Consider the following 22,579-nt stretch of genomic DNA (forward strand, 5'->3'; position numbering starts at 1 on the left):
CGTGGTCAGTATTTGGTTACGAGGAGGCCGCCGTCGACTCGGATGGCCTGTCCTACGCTGTAGGGCAAGCCGCCGGTTGCGAGCGTGCGCACGGCGGTCGCGACTTCCTGCGACGTGCCCCAGCGTTTGATGGCCGTGAGACCCTGTTCCATCTGGACGTCGTAGCGCGCGCGGGACGGCGCGGTCATCTCGGTTTCGATCAGGCCGGGCTGCACTTCATAGACGCCGACGCCGTTTTCGGCGAGGCGCAGCGCAAACAGCGTGTTCGCCATCGAGAGGCCTGCCTTCGACACGCAGTACTCGCCGCGCAAAGGCGAAGCGGCGACCGCGTTCGATGACGTAATCGTGATGACGCTTGGGTGAGGCGCGATGCTGGCTTGCGTGCGGCCGAGAAAGTGTTTGGCGAACGTCTGGGTCAGAAAGAATGTGCCGCGCGTGTTCACGGCGATGCAGCGATCGAAGCTCTCGGGCGTCACGTCGAGCAGATCGCCGCGCGACATCACCGATACGCCCGCGTTGTTCACGAGGCAGTCGATCGGGCCGCCGAGCCGCGCTTCGATATCGAGCAGCGTGGCCCGATGCGAGCCAATATCGGAGAGATCGGACACGACTGCGATTGCATGGGCACCGGTCTGTTCGACTTCGGCGACCGCCTGATCGAGCTCGTCGGATGCCACCGCGTCGGTCAATGCGACGTCGAAGCCAGCGCGGCCGAGTTCGACCGCAATCGCCCGCCCGATCCCGCGACGGCTGCCTGTGACAAGTGCAACAGGACGGCCGCTCATAACTGCGCTCCATTGGCGATCAAATCACGCGCGATGATCGTGCGCTGGATTTGGTTCGTGCCTTCATAGATCTGTGTGATCTTCGCATCGCGATAGAGCCGTTCGACTTCGTAGCCGCGGATGTAGCCACTGCCACCGAAAATCTGTACCGCGTTCGCGCTGTGCTTGACCGCCGTGTCGCCGGCGAAGCACTTCGCCATCGAGCAAGCGATGCTCGCGCGGTTACCGGCTTCGAGTCGCTCAGCCGCGTCGTGCACGAGCAGGCGCGCGGCCTGAATGTCCTTGGCCATGTCGGCGAGCATCCATTGGACCCCTTGGAAATCGGCGATGTGACTGCCGAACTGCTTGCGGGTCTGCGCATACTCGAGCGCGGCTTCGAGACCCGCCTGCGCGATCCCGACGGCCAGCGCGGCGATGCCTACGCGTCCCTTGTCGAGCGCGCTCATCATGATGTGGAAGCCACGGCCTTCTTGGCCGAGCAAGGCGTCATGCGGGAGCTTCACGCGATCGAAATGCAGCTCGCCAACCTGCGATGCGCGCTGGCCCATCTTGTGTTCCTTCGGACCCTTCGACACACCCGCTGAATGGCAGTCGACGATGAAGATGCTCATGCCGCGCTTGCCGGCTGTCGGGTCGGTGCGTGCGAGCACGAAGGCGAGATCCGCGACCGGCGCGTTGTGAATCCAGAGCTTTGCGCCGCTGAGTTCCCATCCTTCGGCGGTGCGCGTTGCGGTGGTGCGAATGCCGGACACATCGGTACCCGCATCCGATTCGGTGATGCAGTATGCCGGCCGCAACTCGGCGCGCAGCAGCGATTCCATGTATTTCGCGCGCTGCGCGTCGGAGCCGTGCACGCTGAGCAACGTACCGACCAGTTCGAGCAATCCGCACTGGTCCGCCACCGACGCATAGCCGCGCGACAACTCCTCCATCACGAGCGCATAAGCAGTGACATCGAGACCGGCGCCACCGAACGCCTCGGGCACCGTGATGCCGAACAGGCCGAGCTCGCCCATCTGCTTGTAAATCTCCGCTGGAAAGCGCTCTTCGCGGTCCAGTTCTTCTGCCAAGGGGCGAATCACTTCCTGTGCGAAGCGACGCGTCGTGTCGCGGATCTGCTCGTGGGTTTCCGAGAGTCTCATGCTGTCTCCGTGTGTAATCGTCATACCTGATTTTTGCGGTTCGACACGCCGGTTCAGGTAAACCCGAGCGCCACGCAATAGACCTTGAATTCAGAGGTTTCGTGTGCCAACATTCGCAACATGTAACCATCTGGTGGGTTATTTAAAACCAACGAATGGCCGCTGTCAATGGGTTTTGCGGCCGATCAGAACGGAGGGTAGTGTGAGCAAATGGACGGCGGCTGCAGATGCGGTCGAGCAGATTTTCGACGGTGCAACGATCGCGCTGGCGGGTTCCGGCGGCGGTTTGCTGGAAGCGGATGCGGTGCTTGCCAAGCTCGAACAGCGTTTCCTCGAGACCGGACATCCGCGTGATCTGACCGTGGTACACGCACTCGGTATCGGTGACGCGAAGGGCAGCGGACTAGGCCGTTTTGCACATCCGGGCATGGTGAAACGCGTGATCGGCGGGCACTGGAGTTGGGCGCCTGCGATGCAGAAACTGGCCAAGGAAAATGCCTTCGAAGCCTATAGCTTTCCCGCTGGCGCGATCTCCACGCTGCTGCGCGAAATCGGTGCCGGCCGGCCTGGACTTGTCACACACGTGGGCCTGCGCACGTTCGTCGATCCGCGTATCGATGGCGGCAAGATCAACGAGCGCGCTACCGAGGACCTGGTCGAACTTATCGAACTGGATGGGCGCGAATATCTGCGCTACAAGCCGTTCAAGGTCGATTTTGCGGTTTTGCGCGGCTCGTCGGCGGATGAGAGCGGCAATGTCACGCTGCGGCGCGAACCCGCCGATCTCGACGTCTATGCCGCCGCACTCGCATCGCACAACTGCGGCGGCCGCGTGATCGTGCAGGTGAAGGAACGCGAACCCGAGGGCTATGTGCCCGCGCGCCTCGTGCGGATTCCAGGAATACTTGTCGATACGCTCGTGGATACGCCCGATCAGGTTCAATGCGTCATATCGGACTACGACCCGGCGTTGAGCGGCGAATCGCTATGCACAATCGGTGAAGGTTTTTACGAAGTGCCGACGGGTATTCGACGCATCATTGCCGCGCGCGCAGCGACAGAGTTGCACGAGGGGCAGTCGGCGAATTTTGGCTTCGGCATTCCCGGCGGCATCCCTGCCTTGCTGGCGGAACAAGGACGGCTCGGCACGTTCTGGGGCTCGGTCGAGCAGGGCATCCACAACGGCGCAATGCTCGACGGTCCGATGTTCGGTACCGCGCGCAACGCTGACGCGATCCTCTCAAGCGTCGATCAGTTCGATTTCTATAGCGGTGGCGGTGTCGACGTCTCGTTCCTCGGCATGGGCGAAATGGACGGCGAGGGCAACATCAACGTGTCAAAGCTTGGTGCGACGGTGGTGGGGCCGGGCGGCTTTATCGACATCACGCAGGGTGCACGCAAGATCGTGTTTTGCGGCAGCTTCGAGGCGAAGGGGCTGGAGGTCGAACAAGTTGGAACGCGTCTGAATATCGTCTCGGCGGGGAGCGTGCCGAAGCTCGTCGAGCGGGTGCAGCACATCACGTTCAGCGGCGAGCAGGCACGGCGCTCGAAGCAGGAAGTGCTGTACGTGACCGAGCGCGCGGTGTTTCGCCTGGAGGCAGACGGAGTACGCCTGATCGAGGTTGCGGAGGGTGTCGATGTCGAGCGAGACGTGCTCGCGCGCATGGCATTCCGCCCGCTCGTCGATGAAGCGTTGCTCGCGAGAACGCAGCCAAGCGCGTCCCCGACTCAGGAGAAGGTGGCCTGAAACCGCGGCGCGTGGAGTGGTCCATGCTTCCATGCGCTGTAACTATCAGGGACGTACGAGCCGCAGGATGGTTTCGATGTTGAAGTCGAGACGGCTTTTCAGGGCGGCTTTGTCCATGAAGTCGATGTCGAAGATCACACCGCTCGTGAAGCGGTTCGTCAGATAGTAGTAGCCGATTGCAGCCATGGTGATGTGCAGTTGCCGCGCATCGACGCCGCTTCGAAATACGCCTGCTTCGACGCCGCGATCAAGTATGCCCTGCAACATGGAGATGAACCCTTTGTGCAGTTCGTGAAACCGCTGAGACTTCTTGACGTGGCGTGCCTTATGAAGATTCTCGCTGTTCACGAGCGTCATGAATTCGGGATTTCGCAGGTAGTAGTTCCAGGTATGCGTGGTGAGCGCAACGATCGCGTCCTCGGGCGACAAGTGATCGAGGTTCAGCTTCTGTTCGGCGGAACGGATATCGGCGTAGGCGTCCTCGAGCACTGCGACGAACAGCTCCTCCTTGCTGCCGAAGTAGTGATAGATCATCCGCTTGTTGGCTTTGGAGCGGGTCGCAATCGCTTCCACGCGGGCACCGGCGAGACCGAGCTTCGCGAATTCTTTCTTCGCGGCCTCGAGGATGCGAGCGCGCGTGACCTCCGGATCTCGCTGCCTCGGCTGGCGCGTGACTGCCGCGTCGGCGGGCTTTGATGCGCGACTTTGTGGGATTGCTTCTGGGGGCATAGGGTCGTCGAAAAAAGAGGGGATCGGGACGTCAATCTCGCCGACGCCATCGCGGTAACTATAAACCAAAAAATAGTTGCCAGGAAGTAACCGGGTGGTGCAGAATGAAGACTTGTTTCGGAGCGGTGAAGCTGTTGCAGATATGCGACGGGTAATGCGCCATGTCCATGACTATAAATGAAAAAATCCAGCGTAAGTAAGTAACTGTATGGTGTATCAAAGGCCTGACACAGTTTCGACACGCTCAGCTCGATACAAGATGGTTTTTAAGCGTCGACCGTAAAGAATTGCTTATTTGGAGGCAGGAATGACGGATTTGAGCGAACTGGCAGCCGCGCTGCGCCTACCCACCCAGCCGGTGCGCACGCCGATGTTCATCGACGGCAAGGACTATGCTGGCGCGAATGGCGATTGGGTGACTCGGAAGAGTCCCGGCCATGGCGTTCCGGTAACTGCCACGACGCGGGCATCGAGTAGCGACCTGGACCTCGCGGTCGCATCGGCGCGGCGCGCGTTCGATGATGGCCGCTGGTCGCGGCTCACGGGCGAGCAACGCGCGACGGTGCTGCTCAAGGCAGCACAACTGATCCGCGACAACGTCGAAACGCTCGCCTTTCTCGAGACGCTCGAAAGTGGCAAGCCCATCGGCCAGTCGCGCGGCGAGGTCACCGCGGCAGCAGGCATCTGGGAATACGCCGCGGGCCTCGCCCGTGTCGTACACGGCGACTCGCACGACACGCTCGGCCCCGATATGTTCGGGTTGGTCGTGCGGCAGCCGGTCGGCGTGGTGGGCATCGTCACGCCGTGGAATTTTCCGTTCTTCATCCTGTCGGAGCGCCTGCCGTTTGCCCTCGCGGCGGGATGCACGGTAGTTGTCAAGCCCGCGGAACTCACGTCCAGCACAACGCTCAAGCTCGCCGCACTGCTGACCGAAGCAGGCCTGCCCGATGGCGTCGTCAACGTGGTGACGGGGCTCGGCTCGGTGGTTGGCCAGGCGCTCGCGGAACACATGGACGTCGACATGATCTCGTTCACTGGCTCGACGCCGGTCGGCCGCTCGGTGCTCACTGCCGCCGGCGGCAACATGAAGAAGGTCGGGCTGGAGCTGGGCGGAAAAAATCCGCAGATCGTCTTTGCCGACGCCGATCTGGACGATGCAGCCGATGCCATCGCCTTTGGCATCGCGTTCAACGCGGGCCAGTGCTGCGTGTCGGGCAGCCGGCTCGTCGTGCACCGCTCGGTCGAGCAGGAACTCGTCGAGCGCGTGCAGGCGGTGCTCGCGAAGGTGCGCGTCGGTGATCCGCTCGACGCGTCGAATCACGTCGGCGCGATCGTCGAGGCACGTCAATTCGAGAAAATTCGCGGCTTCATCGACGCTGGCACGCACGACGGCGCTCAACTCGTCTGCGGCGGTACTACAAGCAGCGAAGGCGAGCGTTACTTTATCCAGCCAACGGTGTTTCGTAACGTGCAACCCGGCAGCACGCTCGCGCAGGAAGAAATCTTCGGGCCGGTGCTCTCGGTCACCGCGTTCGACACGTTCGATCAGGCGATCCTGCTCGCGAATGGCGTGCCTTACGGGCTCGCGGCAAGCATCTGGACGCGTGATCTGCAAGGCGCGTTCAAAAGCCTGCGCGAGGTGCAGGCTGGGCGCATCTGGGTCAATTGCACGATCACCGGCGGCCCTGAGCTGCCAATCGGTGGCGTCAAGCAATCGGGGATCGGCCGCGAGACGGGACGCTATGGCGTCGAAGAATACACGGAACTCAAGTCGGTGCATGTCCAGCTCGGTAATCGGCCGCGCTGGATCGCGTAAGGCGAATTCACTTCAACGAGAGCGGCCACGAAGAGCCGCACGGTAAGCCTGCCCGCGCAAAGCAGGCGGCGGAACAAAGAATCGGAGACAGCAATGTATGACTATGTGATCGTGGGCGGTGGCGCGGCGGGATGTGCGCTGGCTGCGCGTCTGAGTGAAGACGCCAGCAGTCGGGTGCTGTTGCTCGAGGCCGGTCCCGCCGATACCGACCCCTACATCCATATGCCGGTCGGCTTCTTCAAGATGACGGGCGGCCCGTTGACGTGGGGCTATCGCACGGCGGCGGCGGCGGAAACGCAACGCCGGCAGATTCCGTTCGCGCAGGGCCGCGTGCTCGGCGGCGGCGGCTCGATCAATGCGATGGTCTATACCCGAGGCCAGCCGGAAGACTACGACGGCTGGGAGCGCGACGGCTGCACCGGCTGGGGCTTTCGCGACGGCGTGCTGCCTTATCTGCGCCGGATGGAAGACAACGAGCGCCTGTGCAACGAATATCACGGCGTGGGCGGACCCCTCGGCGTATCGGATCTCATCAGCGTCAATGAAGTCACCAAAGCCTTCGTGCTGGCTGGCCAGGAAGCGGGCTTGCCCTACAACAGCGATTTCAACGGCGCGCAGCAAGAGGGCGTCGGGGTTTATCAGGTCACGCAGCGTGGCGGACGGCGTTGCAGCGCGGCGGTCGGCTATCTTCGTGAGGCACGCTCCCGCAGCAACCTGACGGTCAAGACGAACTGTCTGGTTTCGCGCATCGTGATCGAACATGGACGCGCGGTGGGTGTCGAATTCGCCGATCAGAACGCGCGCTCGAATGTTGAGGTTGCACGCGCCGAGCGAGAAGTGATCGTGACGGCGGGCGCGATCGGGTCGCCCAAGCTGCTGATGCTTTCCGGCATCGGTCGCGCGGTCGATCTCGAACGCGTGGGGGTCAAGCCCTTGCATGCGCTGAACGGCGTTGGAGAAAACCTGCAGGATCATTTCGACATCGATATCGTGTACGAACTCAACGGCCCCTACAGCCTCGACAAGTACGCGAAGAAACATCTAATGCTCCTCGCTGGCCTCGAATACAAGATCTTCAACAAGGGGCCCGTCACGTCGAACATTGCCGAGGGTGGGGCGTTCTGGTACTCCGACAGCAGCGTGCCGACCCCCGATCTGCAGTTTCACTTCCTGCCCGGCGCCGGTGTGGAGGCCGGCGTGCCGCCGGTTCCTTCCGGCTCGGGGTGCACGCTCAACTCCTACTTCCTGCGCCCGAAGAGCCGCGGCAGCGTCACGCTCAACAGCGCCGATCCCGCCGATGCGCCCATCATCGATCCTGCCTATATTCGCGACCCGTATGACTTGAAGGTAGCGGTGGAAGGCATTCGTCAAAGCCGCGAAATCATGAGCCAGCACGCGCTCTCCAAATACATCAGGAGCGAGCATTTCCCCGGCAGCGCCGTGCGCACGCAGGCGCAATACGAGGAGTACGCGCAGCAGTACGGGCGCACCGGCTATCACCCGGTCGGCACTTGCAAGATGGGAGTCGACGAGATGTCAGTGGTCGATCCGCAGTTGCGCGTGCGCGGTATCGAAGGGCTGCGGGTCGCGGATTCGTCGGTGATGCCGCGCATCGTCAGCTCCAACACGAATGCGCCGACGCTGATGATCGCGGAGAAAGCTTCGGACCTGATTCGCGGTCGCGTGGCGAAACAGACGCCGATTGCCGGTCAGCTGGCTGGCTATTCGGGGCGGGCGGTGCGCGACGCCATCACCACGACGGCGTAAAGCGGCGCGACGCGCTCGCCGGGGTTCGCCCGGCAACGAAGCCTCGCTCATAAAGTAACTATCTGCATACTTATTTACTGACAAGGGCGCAAGCCCGCTGATTGCAGGAGACACCATGTCCAGACAAGAACACTCATCGGCCTTTTCACGCCGTGACTTCATCAAGCTTGGCGCGGGCGCGGCATTTGCCGTGGCCGGCAGCAGTCTCTCGCGCCTTTCGCTCGGCGCGGATCAGACCACGCTTGCCTGTTCCTTCCGCTCGCTCACCAACCCGTATCACGCGGCCTTCAACAAAGGAGCGCAAGCCTTCGCGGCAAGCGTGGGCCTGCCGTACGTGCCGCTGACGACCGAAGGAAGCTCGGAGAAGGGCATCGCCGATATTCGTGCACTGCTGCAAAGGACTAACGGCAATCTCGTGCTCAACGTCGATCCGAACGATTCCGCCGATGCACGCGTGATCGTCGAAGCGTGTTCGAAGGCAGGCGCCTACGTCACCACGATCTGGAACAAGCCGAAAGATCTGCATCCGTGGGACCACAACCCGAATTACGTCGCGCATCTTTCCTATGACGGCGTAGCGTACGGCGAGGAAGCTGCGACGCAACTGTTCAAGTCGATGGGCGGCAAGGGCGGCGTGGTCGCGCTCGGCGGCATCTTTAGCAACGTGCCGGCGATCGAGCGCAAAGCCGGTCTCGACGCCGCGCTGAAGAAGTTCCCCGACATCCAGTTGCTCGACTTCCAGGTCGCCGACTGGAATTCGCAGAAGGCGTTCCCGATCATGCAGGCCTGGATGACGCGGTTCAACGCGAAGATCAAGGGCGTATGGGCCGCGAACGACGACATGGCGCTCGGCGCGATCGAGGCACTGCGCGCGGAAGGCCTTGCCGGCCAGATGCCGGTGACCGGCATGGACGGCACGCCGCCCGGACTGAGCGCAATCAAGGCGGGTGAGCTGATCGCGTCGGTCGATTGGGACCCGTATTGGCTCGGCGGTATCGGCCTGTCGATGGGTTTGCAGGCGAAGCAGAAAAAGATCGATGTGGCGACGCTGCCAAAGGACCGTCGCGAGTCATATTGCAAGGCCACTTTCGTGACCAAGGCGAACGTCCAGGACGTCATCAAGCGCGCGAGCGCGCCCAACGCCGATTGGAACAACCTCTATGCCCGCGTCGCGGGTCCTGTGGTGTATCGATGAACAAGCTGACCGCAGCGCCCACCCGGCAGGCCACATCCACAAGAACAACCGGGACTCCAATCGTATCGAAGCAGGCACTCGTGCGGCGTTTTGCACCGTTGCTCGTATTGGTGGCGCTCGGTCTTTGCATCGGCGCGCTCAACCGCGACTTCTTCGATCCGATGAACCTGTCGCGGATCGCGGTAGGTGCCGCGATTCCGCTCACCATCGCACTCGGTGCCGCCTTTGTCATTCAACTGGGAAGCATCGACTTGTCGGCCGAAGGCATCGTCGCGGTTGCGGCGATCGCGGTGTCGACGCTAGTCGAGAACTCGTATAACGACAACCACTTCGGCCTCTGGGTGCTGACTGTGGCGCTGGCTGCGGGCGCGATATTGGGCCTCGTCAATGGCGTGCTGCACGTGTTCCTGCGCATTCCTTCGTTCATCACGACGCTGGCGATCGGCTTCGTCGCAACGGGGATCGGGACCGCTTGGCTGTCGGGGAACACGATCCGTGTGAGCGACGCTTCGCTACGCGCCATCTCGATCACGCGCTACCTGGGGTTGCCGGTGTCCGTGTGGATCGCGGTGCTGATGCTCGGCGTCGCCTGGTTCGTCTACAAGCACACGCTGCTCGGCCGTCACACGCTGGCGATCGGCGGTGGCGAGGATCTGGCGCGGTTGAGCGGCGTGCGGGTTTCGCGCGTGCGCATTGCGATATTCGCGCTGGCCGGGGCTTTCTATGGCGTCGCGGGCATCCTCGCCGTGGCGCAATTCGGGCAGGGACATGCGCGTATCGCCGACGGCCAGCTCTTCGTTGCGATCACCGCGATCGTGGTGGGCGGAACATCGCTCGCAGGCGGCAACGGCACGCCGATGAACACGCTGATCGGCACGCTGATCGTGATCGTGCTCGGCAATGGCATGGTGTTGCTCGGTGTCCCGCCCTATGTGCAACAGGGCATCCAGGGCGTGTTGATCATCGCCGCCGTGACGCTCGCGCTGAACCGCTCGCGCCGGCGCATCGTCAAGTGAGCGTGAGGAGAATAGAGATGCTTTCACTCAAGAACGTCACCAAGCGCTTCCCGGGCGTGCTTGCGCTGGACAATGTATCGATCGAAGTCCGCCCAAATGAAATCGTCGGTCTGATCGGTGAGAACGGCGCGGGCAAGTCCACGCTGATGAAGCTGTTGACCGGCGCATATCGCCAGGACACCGGCGAGATCGAGCTCGGTGGCAAGCCGCTCGTGATCCGCAATCCGCGCGACGCGACGTCCAAAGGCATCGCGATGGTCTATCAGGAGCAGTCGATCCTGCCGAACCTGACGGTCGCGGAGAACCTGTTTCTCGGGCGCGAAGAAGAGTTCGTCACGTTCGGGCGCGTGAACTGGACGAAGCTCAAGCGCGCGGCGAAGAAGGAGCTTGCGACGGTGCATCTGGACGTCGATCCGCTGACGCTGTGCGAGGACATGTCGTTCGGCCAGCGGCAGATGGTGGAACTCGCGCGAGCGTTGTCGCTCGCGAGCCGCACCGGCGGCACGCCGATCATCCTGCTCGACGAGCCCACGTCCGTGCTCGAAGCCGGGGAGATCGAGATTCTGTTCGGCCTCGTGCGTGAGTTGAAGTCGCGGGCGTCGTTCGTGTTCGTTTCGCATCGGCTCGATGAATTGCTGTCGTTGAGCGATCGCGTGTATGTGATGAAGGACGGGAAGGTCGTATCCGAGATGGCTTCGGGAACGGCGTCAGTGGCGAAGCTTCATGAGCTGATGGTCGGCCGCTCGCTGCACAGCGAGTACTACCGCGAGAATCTGCAGAAGCCGTGCCGCGCAGAAGTGGCGCTGTCGGTGCGCAACGCGTCTCTGGGGCACGTGCTCCACGACGTCTCCTTCGACGTCCGCTGTGGCGAAGTGTTCGGCGTGGCGGGCGTGGTCGGGTCCGGGCGCGAGGAACTGTGCCGCGTCATTGCGGGCCTGGAGAGTCTCGATAGCGGCGAGGTCATGGTGGGTGACACGCGACTCAGGCCGCAGGCGAATCACGCGGTTTCGCTCGGCATCGGATACGTTCCGCGTGAGCGGAAGGTGGAAGGGCTCGTCACGCAGATGAGCGTCGCGCAAAACCTCACGTTGCCTCGTCTCGGCGCAGTCAGCCGTGCCGGCGTGGTGCGCAAGGCAAGCGAACGCGCGCTCGCCAACGACTGGATCCAGCGGTTGCATATCAAGACGCCGGGTCCGGATGCGTCATGCCGCAACCTCTCGGGCGGCAATCAGCAGAAGGTGGTGCTCGCAAAGTGGCGTTTCGCAGGCAGCCGGATTCTCGTGCTCGATCACCCGACGCGCGGTCTCGATGTAGGTGCTAAGGAAGAGGTCTATCAGCTCATCCGCGAACTGACGGCGGAGGGCGTCGCAGTGGTGCTGACGGGCGACACGCTCGAAGAGATTCTGGGGCTCAGTCATCGCGTGATGGTCATGCGTGACGGCCGCGCTGAGAGGACTCTCCCGTGCGAAGTGGGTCACAAGCCTTCGCAGGTCGAAATCGTCGAATACATGGTCTGAGGTCAACATGCCACAACTGAACGCATCCATCGCGACGAAGCTGCGCGACAACGCGCCCTTCCTCGCTCTCATCGTGCTGTATGTGCTGATCGAGATTGCGCAGCCGAGCTTCCTCGCACCGTCGACGCAACTCGGTCTGCTCGCCGACAGTTCGACGCTCTTCATCATGGCCGCTGGCACGACGTTCGTCGTGTTGCTCGGCAGTATCGATCTTTCGCTCCAGGCGGTGGCTTCCTTGTCGAGCGTGATCGTCGCGATGTTGCTGCCGCGCTATGGCGCGATGGCGGCCGTCGTCGCGCTCGCGGCATCGTTCGGCATTGGTCTCTTGAGCGGTGTGATCCAGACCGTGCTGCGGATTCCGTCTTTTATCGCGACGTTGGCGGTGGGCGGGATTGCCTCGGCGGCGGCGTTGACGCTTTCCGGTACCCGTTCAATCGGTATCAGCGATGAGATGCGCAACGCGTCGCTGGGCTGGACCACCGGCTCGTCGTTCGGCGTGCCGCACGAAATCCTGCTCGGCATCGCGGTGTTCGCCTTCTGCGTGTTCCTGCATCGCTCGACAGTCTTCGGCCGTCAAACCGATGCGATCGGCGCAGGCGAACCGGCGGCGATTGCATCGGGCGTTCGCGTGTCGTTGACCAAATGTCTTGTGTTCGGAACGTCGTCGTTTTTCGCGGGCCTGGCGGGGGTCGTGATGGCGGGACGCCTGGGAAGCGGCTCGCCCACGCTGGCGGACCAGTTTCTGCTGCCGGCCATCGCCGCAGTGATCGTCGGCGGCACGGCATTGACGGGTGGCGCCGGTGGTATCGGCAGGACGCTGGTGGGAGCACTTCTGGTGTCGGTGGCACGTGTGGGCATGACGTTCGTCGGCATCAGTGTGTTCGCCCAGCAGATCGTGTTTGGGCTGATTCTGATCGTCGCGGTGACCGTAGCGTTCGATCGTTCGAAGGTGCTGGTTATCAAGTGAGTTTCGATCTAGCCCGTGTCGGGCGGCTTTGTTGAAGGAAGGGTTTGCACATGAAGATTCTGGTGACTGTGAAAAGGGTAGTCGACTACAACGTCAAGGTGCGGGTGAAGTCGGATGGCAGCGGCGTTGATATCGCGAACGTGAAGATGTCGATGAACCCGTTTGATGAGATTGCGGTTGAAGAAGCTGTGCGTTTGCGCGAGGCGGGCGTTGCGACTGAGGTCGTTGCGGTGTCCTGCGGCGTGACGCAATGTCAGGAGACGCTGCGCACCGCGCTGGCCATCGGCGCGGATCGCGCGATTCTCGTTGAATCGAATGAGGACCTGCAACCGCTGGCGGTCGCGAAGATTTTGAGGGCGTTGATCGACAGAGAGCAACCTGGGCTTGTGATCCTTGGCAAGCAGGCCATCGACGACGATTCGAATCAAACCGGTCAGATGGTGGCCGCTTTGGCCGGCTTGCCGCAAGCGACGTTTGCCTCGAAGGTCGTGGTGGCGGATGGCAAGGCAACGGTCTCGCGCGAAGTTGATGGGGGCGCTGAAACGCTGTCGCTGACGCTGCCGGCGGTAGTAACCGCCGATCTGCGCCTGAACGAGCCGCGCTATGTGACGCTGCCCAACATCATGAAGGCGAAGAAAAAGCCGCTTGAGACGTTAAAACCCGCTGATCTCGGTGTCGACGTTGCGCCGCGTCTGAAAACGCTGAAAGTCGCCGAGCCGCCAAAGCGCTCTGCCGGCGTACTCGTGCCGGACGTAAAGACGCTCGTCGAGAAGCTCAAAGTCGAAGCCAAGGTCCTGTAAGGAGACGCACAAAATGACGATTCTGGTGATTGCGGAACATGACAACGCATCGATCAAAGCGGCGACGCTCAACACAGTGGCCGCTGCCGCGATGATCGCGACGTTCAGCGAACCGGACGTTCACGTTCTGGTGGCGGGCCACGATGCACGTGGCGCGGCCGAGGCGGCCGCGAAGATTGCGGGTGTAACGAAAGTATTGTTGGCCGACGCGCCGCAACTTGCCGATGGATTGGCAGAAAACGTGGAGGGTACGGTGCTGACGCTGGTGCAAGATCCGGCGAAGGACTACTCCCACATCCTGGCGCCCGCTACGGCGTACGGCAAAAACATCGCTCCGCGTATCGCTGCTCATTTGGACGTCGCGCAGATTAGCGATATCACGGCGGTGAACTGCGGGGACACGTTTGAACGTCCGATCTACGCGGGAAACGCGATCGCGACGGTGCAATCGTCCGATCCGGTCAAGGTAATAACGGTGCGCGCGACCGGATTTGAAGCGGCAGCGGCCGAAGGCGGCAACGCAACGGTAGAGACGATTAACGCGCCGGGCGACACGGGCATCGCGCAGTTCGTGAGCCGTGAGCTGACGCAACTCGATCGACCGGAGTTGACGAGTGCAAAAATCATCGTGTCGGGTGGACGTGGCCTCGGCAACGGGGAGAACTACACGAAGGTGCTCGAACCGCTGGCCGACAAGCTCGGCGCGGCCTTGGGCGCGTCGCGCGCCGCAGTCGATGCGGGCTTTGTTCCGAATGACTATCAGGTCGGTCAAACCGGCAAGATCGTCGCGCCGCAGTTGTATCTGGCCGTCGGCATCTCGGGCGCGATCCAGCATCTGGCCGGCATGAAGGACAGCAAGGTGATCGTCGCGATCAACAAGGACCTGGAAGCGCCGATTTTCAGCGTGGCGGACTATGGTCTGGCTCAGGATCTGTTCGAAGCGGTTCCCGAGTTGACAGCGCTCATCTGAACGATCGTCTTGGAGGACACACGCGGATGAGCAAAACCCGAATCGCGATCGTCGGCGCCGGCCTGGCTGCCACGCCTCACGCACTTGCCCTGAGCGAACTCAATGACGAAGTAGACGTGGTAGGCGTGGTCGGTCGTTCGCCGGAACGGATTGAGCGCTTCGCCAGCACCTACGGCTTCCCTGTTGGTAAGTCGATCGACGCCGTGTTGAACGACTCGAGCGTCGATGGCGTTCTGGTGCTCACTCCGCCGCACACGCATCTCGAACTCGTCGAACAGGCCGCTGCCGCACGCAAACATGTAATGCTCGAAAAGCCGCTTGATATATCGATAGCTCGCGCGGAACGGGCGGTCCAGGCCTGTCGAGAGGCCGGCGTGCAACTCGGCGTCGTCTTCCAGAACCGCTTCCGTCCCGCTGTCCAGCGGCTCGCGGCGTTGGCCAAGAGTGGCGCACTCGGGCCGCTCGCCTATGCGGGTGTCGAACTGCGCTGGTGGCGACCGCAGTCGTACTACGATGAGCCCGGCCGCGGCACGTATGCGCGTGACGGTGGCGGCGTATTGATGACGCAGGCCATTCACTCACTCGACATCCTGATGTGGCTGGCGGGCGACGTGTCATCGGTCGTGGCGGCAACCGCCACGACCACGCTGCATTCGATGGAAGCGGAAGATTTCGCGAGCGCCGCACTCACGTTCGAGAGCGGTGCTGCCGGTCAAGTCCTCGCGACGACGGCGGCGTTTCCCGGCTTTCCTGAACGCATTGAGTTGGTTGGCGCAAACGCAACGGCAGTGCTCGACGGCGGACACCTGCGCGTGTTCTTTCAAGACGGTCGTGTCGAGGAGTTCAGTGACCCTTCGTCGTCCGGGTTTGGTGCGAAGCCCATGGACTTTGCGCACACGGCCCATCGCGATCTTTTGAGGGACTTTTTCGCCGCCATTCGCGAGGATCGCGCTCCATTGATAACTGGCGACGACGCGCTGCGCGTGCAGCGACTGATTGAGCGCATCACCGCCAGCAAAGGACATCAGCAGTGACAAATATAGACGGAGAAACACGGATCGTTGCAATTCTGGGCGATCCCATTGCACAGGCGAAATCCCCGCAACTCTTCAATGCCTTGTTCGAACGGCACGAGGTACACGCGGCGCTCGTACCGTTTCATGTGACGGCAAGCAACCTCGGGAGGGTCCTCGAAGGGCTGCGAGGCGTAGCCAACCTCGCCGGGGTCGTTATAACGGTGCCGCACAAACTGCATGCGACCGCGTATGCCACGCAATTATCGGACGCGGCGCAGCAAACGGGCGCGGTCAACTGTCTACGCCGTGAAGCAGATGGGTCATGGACGGGCGCCATGTTCGACGGTGTTGGTTTCGTCAAGGGTTTGCAAGGGCGCGCACACACCGTGCGCGGTAAGTCCGCGCTGATCGTCGGTACTGGCGGAGCGGGCGTTGCAGTGGCGCATGCGTTGACCGATGCAGGCATCGCCTCGCTCGATCTCTTTGATACAAATGCGAAGTCGTTGCAGCGGCTCGCGGGGGCATTGCGGGCGCGCGGTAGCAAAACGGTCATCGGCGAAAGCCAGGCGCGTGCGCGAGCGAAGCACGATCTTGTCGTCAACGCGACGCCGTGCGGGATGAGCCCCGACGACCCCGTGCCGATTGATCTCGCCGAGGCCGCTCCACACGCCGTCATCGCTGACCTGATCATGAAGCCGGCAAAAACGCGCCTTTTGGAAAGCGCAAAGGCGCGTGGTCTCGCAGCGCATCCCGGCCGTTACTTGCTCGAGAACTCAGTCGAATCGATGGCCGCTTTTCTGGGACTTACCGCTCCTGCATAACGTTCGGATGCGCCGTTACCAAGGCGGCGAAAGCCCTGACAACGCGTGGCAGGAGGCGGGAAAACCCTCTTTCATCGATTTCGAAACTGGGAATAGAATATCCGATTAGTAACTATCCGGTGGGTTCTATCGAAGAGATTTGACGGACGCCAATCACAGATGGTGGCTAATGAAGCCGGCAGGAAGCTAAGCAGATACTTGCTGCTCGAAATCGGACGTCATCACACGGGCCTTACGCACTACTGACGGCATGCCACGATCGCGCTAGCCATATTTAGCGCCAGGTAGCGACAGTATGACGAAGCGGTCTATCACTCGGAGAGACACATGACCAACCTAAAGAATAGCGAGCCGAAAGGCAGGCACCAGTCGAAGAAAGCCGCCGCCAGCGGCTGGATCGGCTCAATGCTGGAGTACTACGACTTCTTCATCTACGCCACGGCAGCATCACTGATCTTCCCGCAGATCTTTTTCTCGAAGAACGATCCGAAGATCGCCATTATCGCGTCGCTGGCGACATACGGTGTCGGCTATGTGGCGCGTCCTATCGGGGCGCTCGTACTTGGTCACTTGGGTGACACCCACGGTCGCAAGTACGTGCTGATTCTCTGTATGTTCATGATGGGCTTTTCGACCATGGCCGTCGGCCTGCTGCCCACCTACGAGCGGGTCGGTCTTTGGGCACCGATCGGATTGGTCGCCATGCGGCTGATTCAGGGCTTCGCTGTGGCCGGAGAAATTGCGGGTGCGAGCTCAATGGTTCTTGAGCACGCCCCGTTCGGCCGCCGAGGCTTCTTTGCGAGCTTCACGCTGCAGGGCGTGCAAGCTGGCCAGATTCTGGCTGCGGCGGTATTCTTGCCGCTCGCGCACTACATCCCGACGGACGCGTTCACAGCTTGGGGCTGGCGCATACCCTTCCTCCTGAGTTTTTTTATCATCATCGCGGGTTATTTCATTCGACGCGATGTCGATGAGACACCGGCATTTGTGGAAGAAGATCAGCATGGCGAGATTGCCAAATCGCCAATCATCCATGCCTTCGCCGACAGTTGGGCGAATATTTTGCGCGTCGCCTGCATGTCATTGACAACCGTCATTCCGGTGGTGGCGACGATTTTCGGTGCGGCGTATGCGGTGCAGCCTGCCTACGGTATCGGCTTCCATGCGGACGTCTACCTGTGGATTCCGGTGCTCGGTAACATCCTGGCAGTAATTCTGATTCCATATGTCGGCAATCTGTCGGACAGAATTGGCCGCAGGCTCCCGGCCGTCGTCGGCGCACTCGGCTCCGGTCTGCTTTCGTTCGGCTATCTCTATTCCATTAGCATCCATAGCACGCCATTGGCGATCATCATGGCACTGCTGATGTGGGGCGTCGCCTACCAGGGGTTCAATGCTATCTTCCCGAGTTTCTATCCCGAGTTGTTCCGCACTCGCAATCGGGTCACGGGGGTGGCGATCGGGCATAACATCGGAATCACCATCGCGGCACTGCTGCCTGCGCTGTTTGTCGCCGTGGCGCCCCCCGGAGGGGCGGCCAATGTTCCGCTCACAATCGGCGCTATCACGTTTGTGGCGACGATCGTCGCGGCGCTCGCGGCGCTGAGCGCGCGGGAAACGTACCGGATGCACCTAAACGATCTGGGTAAGCCAGGTGCCTCCCCCGTCGACGCGCGGGAATATCGACGGATACGGGCACAGACGTTGGCCAATGCGAGACTGGCCAAAGCGGAGCGGTCAATGGTGCCGGTTGGAAATTCAAAATCAGCACGAGATTGAAGCAAAATCGGCGGCTTTCGGCCGCCAGGCGTAGGCAAGGGCAGATGGCGCGGTAATGCGGGGTACTCGGACGCGTTGGGTTTGGTATCGTTCATCCCGGAACACGGGAACGTTCGCGGCGCATGTCTAAGCTGAGCGCCTGCGCCATCTGGCCGAGTATGGGCTGATGGCGCTGACGGCAGTGCTGTCATAGCGCAACGTAATGTACCCTATGCGTAACCGCGCCACATGGGAAGAGAGGACATCGCGAAGCCATAGCTTAACGAGCGATGAGAACACTTCCTGTGGAGGTTGCGGGACGCCGCTTCCGCAACTCAGATCGTCGTGGTCCATAAAAAAACCGTCCAGCCGCACCGATTATTTTTAATGTCGGCACGCGCGCCATCGCGTCCTATCGCTCGAGCAACGCAGCCTTGCCGGGCCACGAACAAGATCACCGGGTAAAGTCTCCACGCAGCGCCAGATGACCGCGCATCTCGAGTAGCCACCAAAGAGTTGGCAACCTAGGAAGGTGAGCAAGCGGCTAACCCTTTTAGTGCCTCAAGCACGACTGTGCGGTGGTCCTTGCGAGGTTCGTACCCAGCGCGAGCCAGGCCAGGAAGGCAACCTGTATCGGACTCCTTTTGCTCGCTCGACAAGCGCCACCGTCGACCCGACGCACCGTATGGTTACTCCGGGAAAACCCCGTTTGATTGATCGCGCAACTGAGCTTAGGATGAGTGTCAAGTAACTATCCGGTGGGTTATGAAACGAGAGAGTAACGTGCGCGGCTAACGCTACACTCGGTCGCCACCGCTTACACGAAACAAGAGCAAGCGCTAACGCGCCACCTCTGGTCGACAGGAGACAACGATGAACCCAGCAGAAAAGCGTAAATGGCCGCGATCGGGACTCGAAACGACACTGATGGGCTTCGGTGCCGCCCCTATCGGCAACATCTTCCGGCCGATTTCCGAGGAAGACTCGGCGGCCCTGATCAAGGCCGCATGGGACGCCGGCGTTCGCTACTTTGACACCGCACCGATGTACGGCCACGGTTTGAGCGAAGCGCGCTGCGGGCAGGGCTTACGCTGGTATCCGCGCAACGAGTACGTGTTGTCGACGAAAGTCGGTCGGCTTCTCAAGTCACGCAAGCGCGCAGAGATCGACTTCACGCCGTGGGTTGACGGCCTCCCGTTCGAGATGCGCTTTGACTATAGCTACGACGGCGCGATGCGCTCGATCGAAGACAGCCTGCAGCGGCTGGCGCTTGAGTATATCGACATCGCGCTGATCCACGACATCGACGCCTTCACGCACGGCAACCGGCAGCCTGAGATGTTCGACGCGGCGATGTCGGGCGCGGCAAAGGCGCTGTTGAAACTTCGCGATGAAGGTGTCGTGAAGGCGGTTGGTGTGGGCGTCAACGAGTGGCAGGTCGCGCACGAAGCCATCAAGCGAAACGACTTCGATTGCCTGCTGCTCGCGGGCCGCTACACGCTGCTTGAGCAGGACGCGCTCGATGGATTCCTGCCGCTCTGCGAAGAACGTCAGCTGTCCGTGATCCTCGGGGGTGGATATAACAGCGGCATCCTCGCAACAGGCGCAGTTGCCGGCGCGAAATACAACTATTCGCTCGCGCCGGATGCAATTCTCGAACGGGTTCGCAAGATCGAGCAGCTGTGTCGCGAATACGCGGTGCCGCTGAAAGCGGCGTCGCTGCAGTTCGTGCTCGGCCATCCTGCGATTCCGACCAACATTCCCGGCGTCCGTACCGTCGCTCAGCTCGAAGACAACTTGCAGACCTTCCGGGCAGACATCCCCTCTGCGTTCTGGGACGAGCTGAAACGTCGCGAACTGATCCGGCAGGACGCACCGACACCGCAATAACTTACGCGCTATGGTGCGCGCCTGTTCCGCCGCTGCACATCGCCGCGGCGGCTGGTAGCTCGCGCCCACGTTTCACCGTCAGGGAGAAGTCATGAAAGCTGCTGTTCTCGTTGCTCCGATGCAGTTCGAGTTGCGCGACGTGCCGGTTCCAGAATGCGGTGCGTCCGACGTGCTGATTAAAGTCGAGCGTTGCGGCATCTGCGGGACCGACCTGCATATCTATCACGGCAACTACTCCAGCGACCGCCTGCCGCTGATTCCTGGACACGAGTTCTCCGGGACGATTGCTGAAGTCGGCTCGGCGGTGAAAGGCCTGAAGGTAGGCCAGGCCGTGACTGCCGATATCAATCTCGGATGTCGCAGTTGCTTCTATTGCCGCAAGAACGAGATCCTCAATTGCACACAGATGGTCCAGCTCGGCATCCACGTCAACGGCGGCATGGCTGAGTACGTGCGCGTGCCAGCGTACGCGGTCGTTCCGCTGCCCGCTGCAATGCCCGTGGAGGAGGGTGCGATGGTCGAGCCGCTCTCATGCATTGTGCGCGCATTCCGCAGAGGTCATTTGCGACTCGGCGAAAGCGTGCTCGTGATCGGAGCCGGGCCCATCGGCCAGATGCACATGCAATTGGCCGTGCGCGCGGGCGCGGCACCTGTGATCGTCGTGGAGCCGAATGCGGAGCGCGCGGCGCTTGCGAAAGAGTTGGGTGCGGATTTCGTCGTCACCGATCCTGCGCAACTCGACGCCACGGTGCGCGCAGCGACCGACGGACGGGGTGTGGATGTCGCGATTGAAAGCGTGGGTTCGACTGACCTTTACGAGCAGGCGTTCACACTCATCCGTCCCGGAGGCCGCGTGATTGCGTTCGGTATCGCCAAACCGGGCCACACGTTCAGGATCTCCGCGCTCGATTTCGTGCTGCGCGAGCAGGGCGTGCAAGGCAGCGTCGCCGGAATGGGCGACGACATGCACGAAGCGGCCACATTGCTTGGCTATCGACGCGTGGATGTTGCGCCATTCCTCACCACGATCTATCGGCTCGATGACGTGCAAGCTGCGTTCAAGCGACTGGCTGAGGACAAGAGTGTACTAAAAATTCAGTTGCAAATCGCTTGAGCCGACTCATCGTCACCACCGCGCAGTTGAGGTTGTCCATGAACGTTCTGGAAGTGAAGGGAATCAGCAAGACGTACCCCGGCGTACGGGCCCTGGATCGCGTTGAATTTTCATGTGCCAAGGGATCGGTGCATGCCCTCGTCGGCGAGAACGGCGCGGGTAAATCCACGTTGATCAAGATCCTGAGCGGCGCGACCGCTCCGAACGAAGGCCAGCTCATTCTCGACGGCGCGGTTTACGCACCGGCATCGCCGAGCGAGGCAGTGGACGCGGGCGTATCAACGATCTATCAGGAATTCAACCTGATCCCGGCGTTGAGCGTCGCCGAAAACATCTTCCTCGGCCGCGAACGAATCAGGCGCGGGTTCCTCGACGCCGCATCCATGCGCAGCGAAGCAGATGCGCTGCTCGCGCGCATCGGCGCACCGATCGACGTGCGCAGGCGTGTTAGCACGCTGTCGGTCGCTGAACAGCAACTCGTCGAGATCGCGAAGGCGCTCGCGGTTTCGGCTCGTGTGCTGATCATGGACGAACCGTCCGCGACGCTCTCCGATCACGAGATGACGCTGCTCTACGACGTAGTGCGGACGTTGTCGCGCGATGGCGTCACGATCCTCTATGTGTCACATCGGATGGACGAAATCTTCGACCTCTGCGACACCTGCACGATTCTGAAGGACGGTCGATCGGTCTGCACGCGCCAGGTGGCAGATCTCGACCGCGCGTCGTTGATCCGTCTTATGGTGGGCCGCGAAGTTGACACGCGCTTTCCCGATCGGCGTGATGACGATGACGCGGCCCGCAACGACATCGTGCTCGATGTAAAAGCATTGCGGCTCGCGGAACGGGTTAAGGACGTCACCTTCAGCGTTCGTGCAGGCGAGATCGTGGGACTGGCAGGACTTGTCGGCGCGGGGCGCACCGAAGTGGCGCGCGCGATCTTCGGACTCGACCACATCGAATCGGGCGAGATATCGCTGGCGGGCCGCATCCATCGTCCCAAGACGGCTGCGGAGGCGATCGACGCAGGGGTCGCGCTCGTGCCGGAAGATCGCAAGGCACAAGGACTTGTGCTCGGCCTCAGCATTCGCGAGAACGCGATGCTCCCCACGCTCGACAGCGTTTGCCGCTTGGGCTTCATCAATCGGCGCCGCGAGCGGGCGCGGGTAGCGTCCGTCTGTAAGCAACTGGCCGTATCGGCGTCGAGCGCGGAAGTGCCTGTCGGCACACTGTCCGGCGGCAATCAGCAGAAGGTCGTGTTCGGAAAGTGGATCGCTCACGATTACACGCTGCTGATTCTGGACGAACCGACACGTGGCGTCGATGTCGGCGCGAAGGTCGAGTTCTACAGGCTGATCGACGAAATCGCACGTTCCGGTAAGGCGGTGCTACTGATCTCGTCGGAATTGCCCGAGTTGCTTGGGATGGCCGATCGCATCGTCGCGCTACGCGATGGCGTGGTCACAGGAGAAGCGTCCGCACACGGTGCGACGGAAGAGTCGGTCCTTCATATGATAGCGAGGTAAATC

At 61.7% G+C, this 22,579-nt stretch carries 18 protein-coding genes; 15 read left to right on the forward strand and 3 right to left on the reverse strand.

Annotated features, from left to right (window positions below):
• Positions 1 to 5: 5 nt before the first annotated feature.
• Both IAG25_RS36385 and IAG25_RS36390 read right to left on the reverse strand, forming a co-directional pair.
• The gene (locus tag IAG25_RS36385; protein WP_187609181.1) at positions 6 to 785 is read right to left on the reverse strand and encodes a 3-ketoacyl-ACP reductase; all 780 of its coding nucleotides are present in this window, start codon (positions 783 to 785) and stop codon (positions 6 to 8) included.
• Positions 782 to 1,927: an acyl-CoA dehydrogenase family protein gene (locus tag IAG25_RS36390; RefSeq protein ID WP_187609182.1), complete on the reverse strand. Its 1,146-nt coding sequence runs from the start codon at positions 1,925 to 1,927 to the stop codon at positions 782 to 784. Before IAG25_RS36390 ends, IAG25_RS36385 begins: the two co-directional genes overlap by 4 nt.
• Positions 1,928 to 2,129: 202 nt before the next feature.
• Here IAG25_RS36390 and IAG25_RS36395 point away from each other — a divergent pair, with 202 nt between their 5' ends.
• Complete coding sequence (locus tag IAG25_RS36395; protein WP_187609183.1) at positions 2,130 to 3,674, forward strand: acyl CoA:acetate/3-ketoacid CoA transferase; 1,545 nt, start codon at positions 2,130 to 2,132, stop codon at positions 3,672 to 3,674.
• Between the two features lie 45 nt (positions 3,675 to 3,719).
• Here the strand turns inward: IAG25_RS36395 and IAG25_RS36400 are convergent, their stop codons facing one another.
• Positions 3,720 to 4,472 (reverse strand): TetR/AcrR family transcriptional regulator, encoded by a 753-nt coding sequence (locus IAG25_RS36400; RefSeq protein ID WP_255504216.1) that lies wholly within the window; start codon positions 4,470 to 4,472, stop codon positions 3,720 to 3,722.
• A gap of 238 nt (positions 4,473 to 4,710) precedes the next feature.
• On the opposite strand from IAG25_RS36400, the gene IAG25_RS36405 reads away from it, so the two are divergent.
• The 14 genes from IAG25_RS36405 to IAG25_RS36470 all read left to right on the forward strand — a co-directional run bounded on the left by IAG25_RS36405 (position 4,711) and on the right by IAG25_RS36470 (position 22,576).
• Positions 4,711 to 6,219: an aldehyde dehydrogenase family protein gene (locus tag IAG25_RS36405; protein ID WP_187609184.1), complete on the forward strand. Its 1,509-nt coding sequence runs from the start codon at positions 4,711 to 4,713 to the stop codon at positions 6,217 to 6,219.
• Between the two features lie 93 nt (positions 6,220 to 6,312).
• Entirely contained in the window at positions 6,313 to 7,986 is a 1,674-nt protein-coding gene (locus IAG25_RS36410; RefSeq protein ID WP_187609185.1) for a GMC family oxidoreductase, read from the forward strand.
• A gap of 115 nt (positions 7,987 to 8,101) precedes the next feature.
• Positions 8,102 to 9,181 (forward strand): sugar ABC transporter substrate-binding protein, encoded by a 1,080-nt coding sequence (locus tag IAG25_RS36415; RefSeq protein ID WP_187609186.1) that lies wholly within the window; start codon positions 8,102 to 8,104, stop codon positions 9,179 to 9,181.
• Between the two features lie 80 nt (positions 9,182 to 9,261).
• Positions 9,262 to 10,197 carry an ABC transporter permease gene (locus IAG25_RS36420; protein WP_309244005.1) on the forward strand — a complete coding sequence of 312 codons (936 nt, stop codon included), beginning with the start codon at positions 9,262 to 9,264 and terminating at the stop codon, positions 10,195 to 10,197.
• Positions 10,198 to 10,214: 17 nt separating this feature from the next.
• Positions 10,215 to 11,714, forward strand: a complete 1,500-nt coding sequence (locus tag IAG25_RS36425) for a sugar ABC transporter ATP-binding protein (RefSeq protein ID WP_187609188.1) — start codon at positions 10,215 to 10,217, stop codon at positions 11,712 to 11,714.
• 7 nt (positions 11,715 to 11,721) lie between these two features.
• Positions 11,722 to 12,681, forward strand: coding sequence for an ABC transporter permease (locus IAG25_RS36430; protein ID WP_187609189.1), 960 nt, complete (start codon positions 11,722 to 11,724; stop codon positions 12,679 to 12,681).
• A 50-nt stretch (positions 12,682 to 12,731) separates the two neighbouring features.
• A complete protein-coding gene (locus IAG25_RS36435) occupies positions 12,732 to 13,481 on the forward strand; it encodes an electron transfer flavoprotein subunit beta/FixA family protein (RefSeq protein WP_187609190.1) in 750 nt (249 codons plus the stop codon).
• A 13-nt stretch (positions 13,482 to 13,494) separates the two neighbouring features.
• On the forward strand, positions 13,495 to 14,451 hold the full coding sequence (locus tag IAG25_RS36440) for an electron transfer flavoprotein subunit alpha/FixB family protein (protein WP_187609191.1): 957 nt from the start codon (positions 13,495 to 13,497) through the stop codon (positions 14,449 to 14,451).
• Positions 14,452 to 14,477: 26 nt separating this feature from the next.
• Positions 14,478 to 15,485 (forward strand): Gfo/Idh/MocA family protein, encoded by a 1,008-nt coding sequence (locus tag IAG25_RS36445; protein WP_187609192.1) that lies wholly within the window; start codon positions 14,478 to 14,480, stop codon positions 15,483 to 15,485.
• The gene (locus IAG25_RS36450; RefSeq protein ID WP_187609193.1) at positions 15,482 to 16,288 is read left to right on the forward strand and encodes a shikimate dehydrogenase family protein; all 807 of its coding nucleotides are present in this window, start codon (positions 15,482 to 15,484) and stop codon (positions 16,286 to 16,288) included. The genes IAG25_RS36445 and IAG25_RS36450 overlap by 4 nt, the downstream gene beginning before the upstream one ends.
• A 327-nt stretch (positions 16,289 to 16,615) precedes the next feature.
• The gene (locus tag IAG25_RS36455) at positions 16,616 to 18,067 is read left to right on the forward strand and encodes an MFS transporter (RefSeq protein ID WP_187609194.1); all 1,452 of its coding nucleotides are present in this window, start codon (positions 16,616 to 16,618) and stop codon (positions 18,065 to 18,067) included.
• 852 nt (positions 18,068 to 18,919) lie between these two features.
• The gene (locus IAG25_RS36460; protein ID WP_187609195.1) at positions 18,920 to 19,936 is read left to right on the forward strand and encodes an aldo/keto reductase; all 1,017 of its coding nucleotides are present in this window, start codon (positions 18,920 to 18,922) and stop codon (positions 19,934 to 19,936) included.
• Between the two features lie 118 nt (positions 19,937 to 20,054).
• A complete protein-coding gene (locus IAG25_RS36465) occupies positions 20,055 to 21,050 on the forward strand; it encodes a zinc-dependent alcohol dehydrogenase (protein WP_222946807.1) in 996 nt (331 codons plus the stop codon).
• The gene (locus IAG25_RS36470; protein WP_222946808.1) at positions 21,047 to 22,576 is read left to right on the forward strand and encodes a sugar ABC transporter ATP-binding protein; all 1,530 of its coding nucleotides are present in this window, start codon (positions 21,047 to 21,049) and stop codon (positions 22,574 to 22,576) included. The genes IAG25_RS36465 and IAG25_RS36470 overlap by 4 nt, the downstream gene beginning before the upstream one ends.
• The last annotated feature ends 3 nt before the right edge of the window (positions 22,577 to 22,579 follow it).

The sequence above is a fragment of the Caballeronia sp. EK genome (assembly GCF_014384845.1).
Lineage (GTDB): Bacteria > Pseudomonadota > Gammaproteobacteria > Burkholderiales > Burkholderiaceae > Caballeronia > Caballeronia jiangsuensis.

Coding starts and splice junctions, on each gene's coding strand:
- IAG25_RS36385 (WP_187609181.1), bottom strand. CDS start 785: ATGAGCGGCCGTCCTGTTGCACTTGTCACAGGCAGCCGTCGCGGGATC.
- IAG25_RS36390 (WP_187609182.1), bottom strand. CDS start 1,927: ATGAGACTCTCGGAAACCCACGAGCAGATCCGCGACACGACGCGTCGC.
- IAG25_RS36405 (WP_187609184.1), top strand. CDS start 4,711: ATGACGGATTTGAGCGAACTGGCAGCCGCGCTGCGCCTACCCACCCAG.
- IAG25_RS36410 (WP_187609185.1), top strand. CDS start 6,313: ATGTATGACTATGTGATCGTGGGCGGTGGCGCGGCGGGATGTGCGCTG.
- IAG25_RS36415 (WP_187609186.1), top strand. CDS start 8,102: ATGTCCAGACAAGAACACTCATCGGCCTTTTCACGCCGTGACTTCATC.
- IAG25_RS36425 (WP_187609188.1), top strand. CDS start 10,215: ATGCTTTCACTCAAGAACGTCACCAAGCGCTTCCCGGGCGTGCTTGCG.
- IAG25_RS36430 (WP_187609189.1), top strand. CDS start 11,722: ATGCCACAACTGAACGCATCCATCGCGACGAAGCTGCGCGACAACGCG.
- IAG25_RS36435 (WP_187609190.1), top strand. CDS start 12,732: ATGAAGATTCTGGTGACTGTGAAAAGGGTAGTCGACTACAACGTCAAG.
- IAG25_RS36440 (WP_187609191.1), top strand. CDS start 13,495: ATGACGATTCTGGTGATTGCGGAACATGACAACGCATCGATCAAAGCG.
- IAG25_RS36445 (WP_187609192.1), top strand. CDS start 14,478: ATGAGCAAAACCCGAATCGCGATCGTCGGCGCCGGCCTGGCTGCCACG.
- IAG25_RS36455 (WP_187609194.1), top strand. CDS start 16,616: ATGACCAACCTAAAGAATAGCGAGCCGAAAGGCAGGCACCAGTCGAAG.
- IAG25_RS36460 (WP_187609195.1), top strand. CDS start 18,920: ATGAACCCAGCAGAAAAGCGTAAATGGCCGCGATCGGGACTCGAAACG.
- IAG25_RS36465 (WP_222946807.1), top strand. CDS start 20,055: ATGCAGTTCGAGTTGCGCGACGTGCCGGTTCCAGAATGCGGTGCGTCC.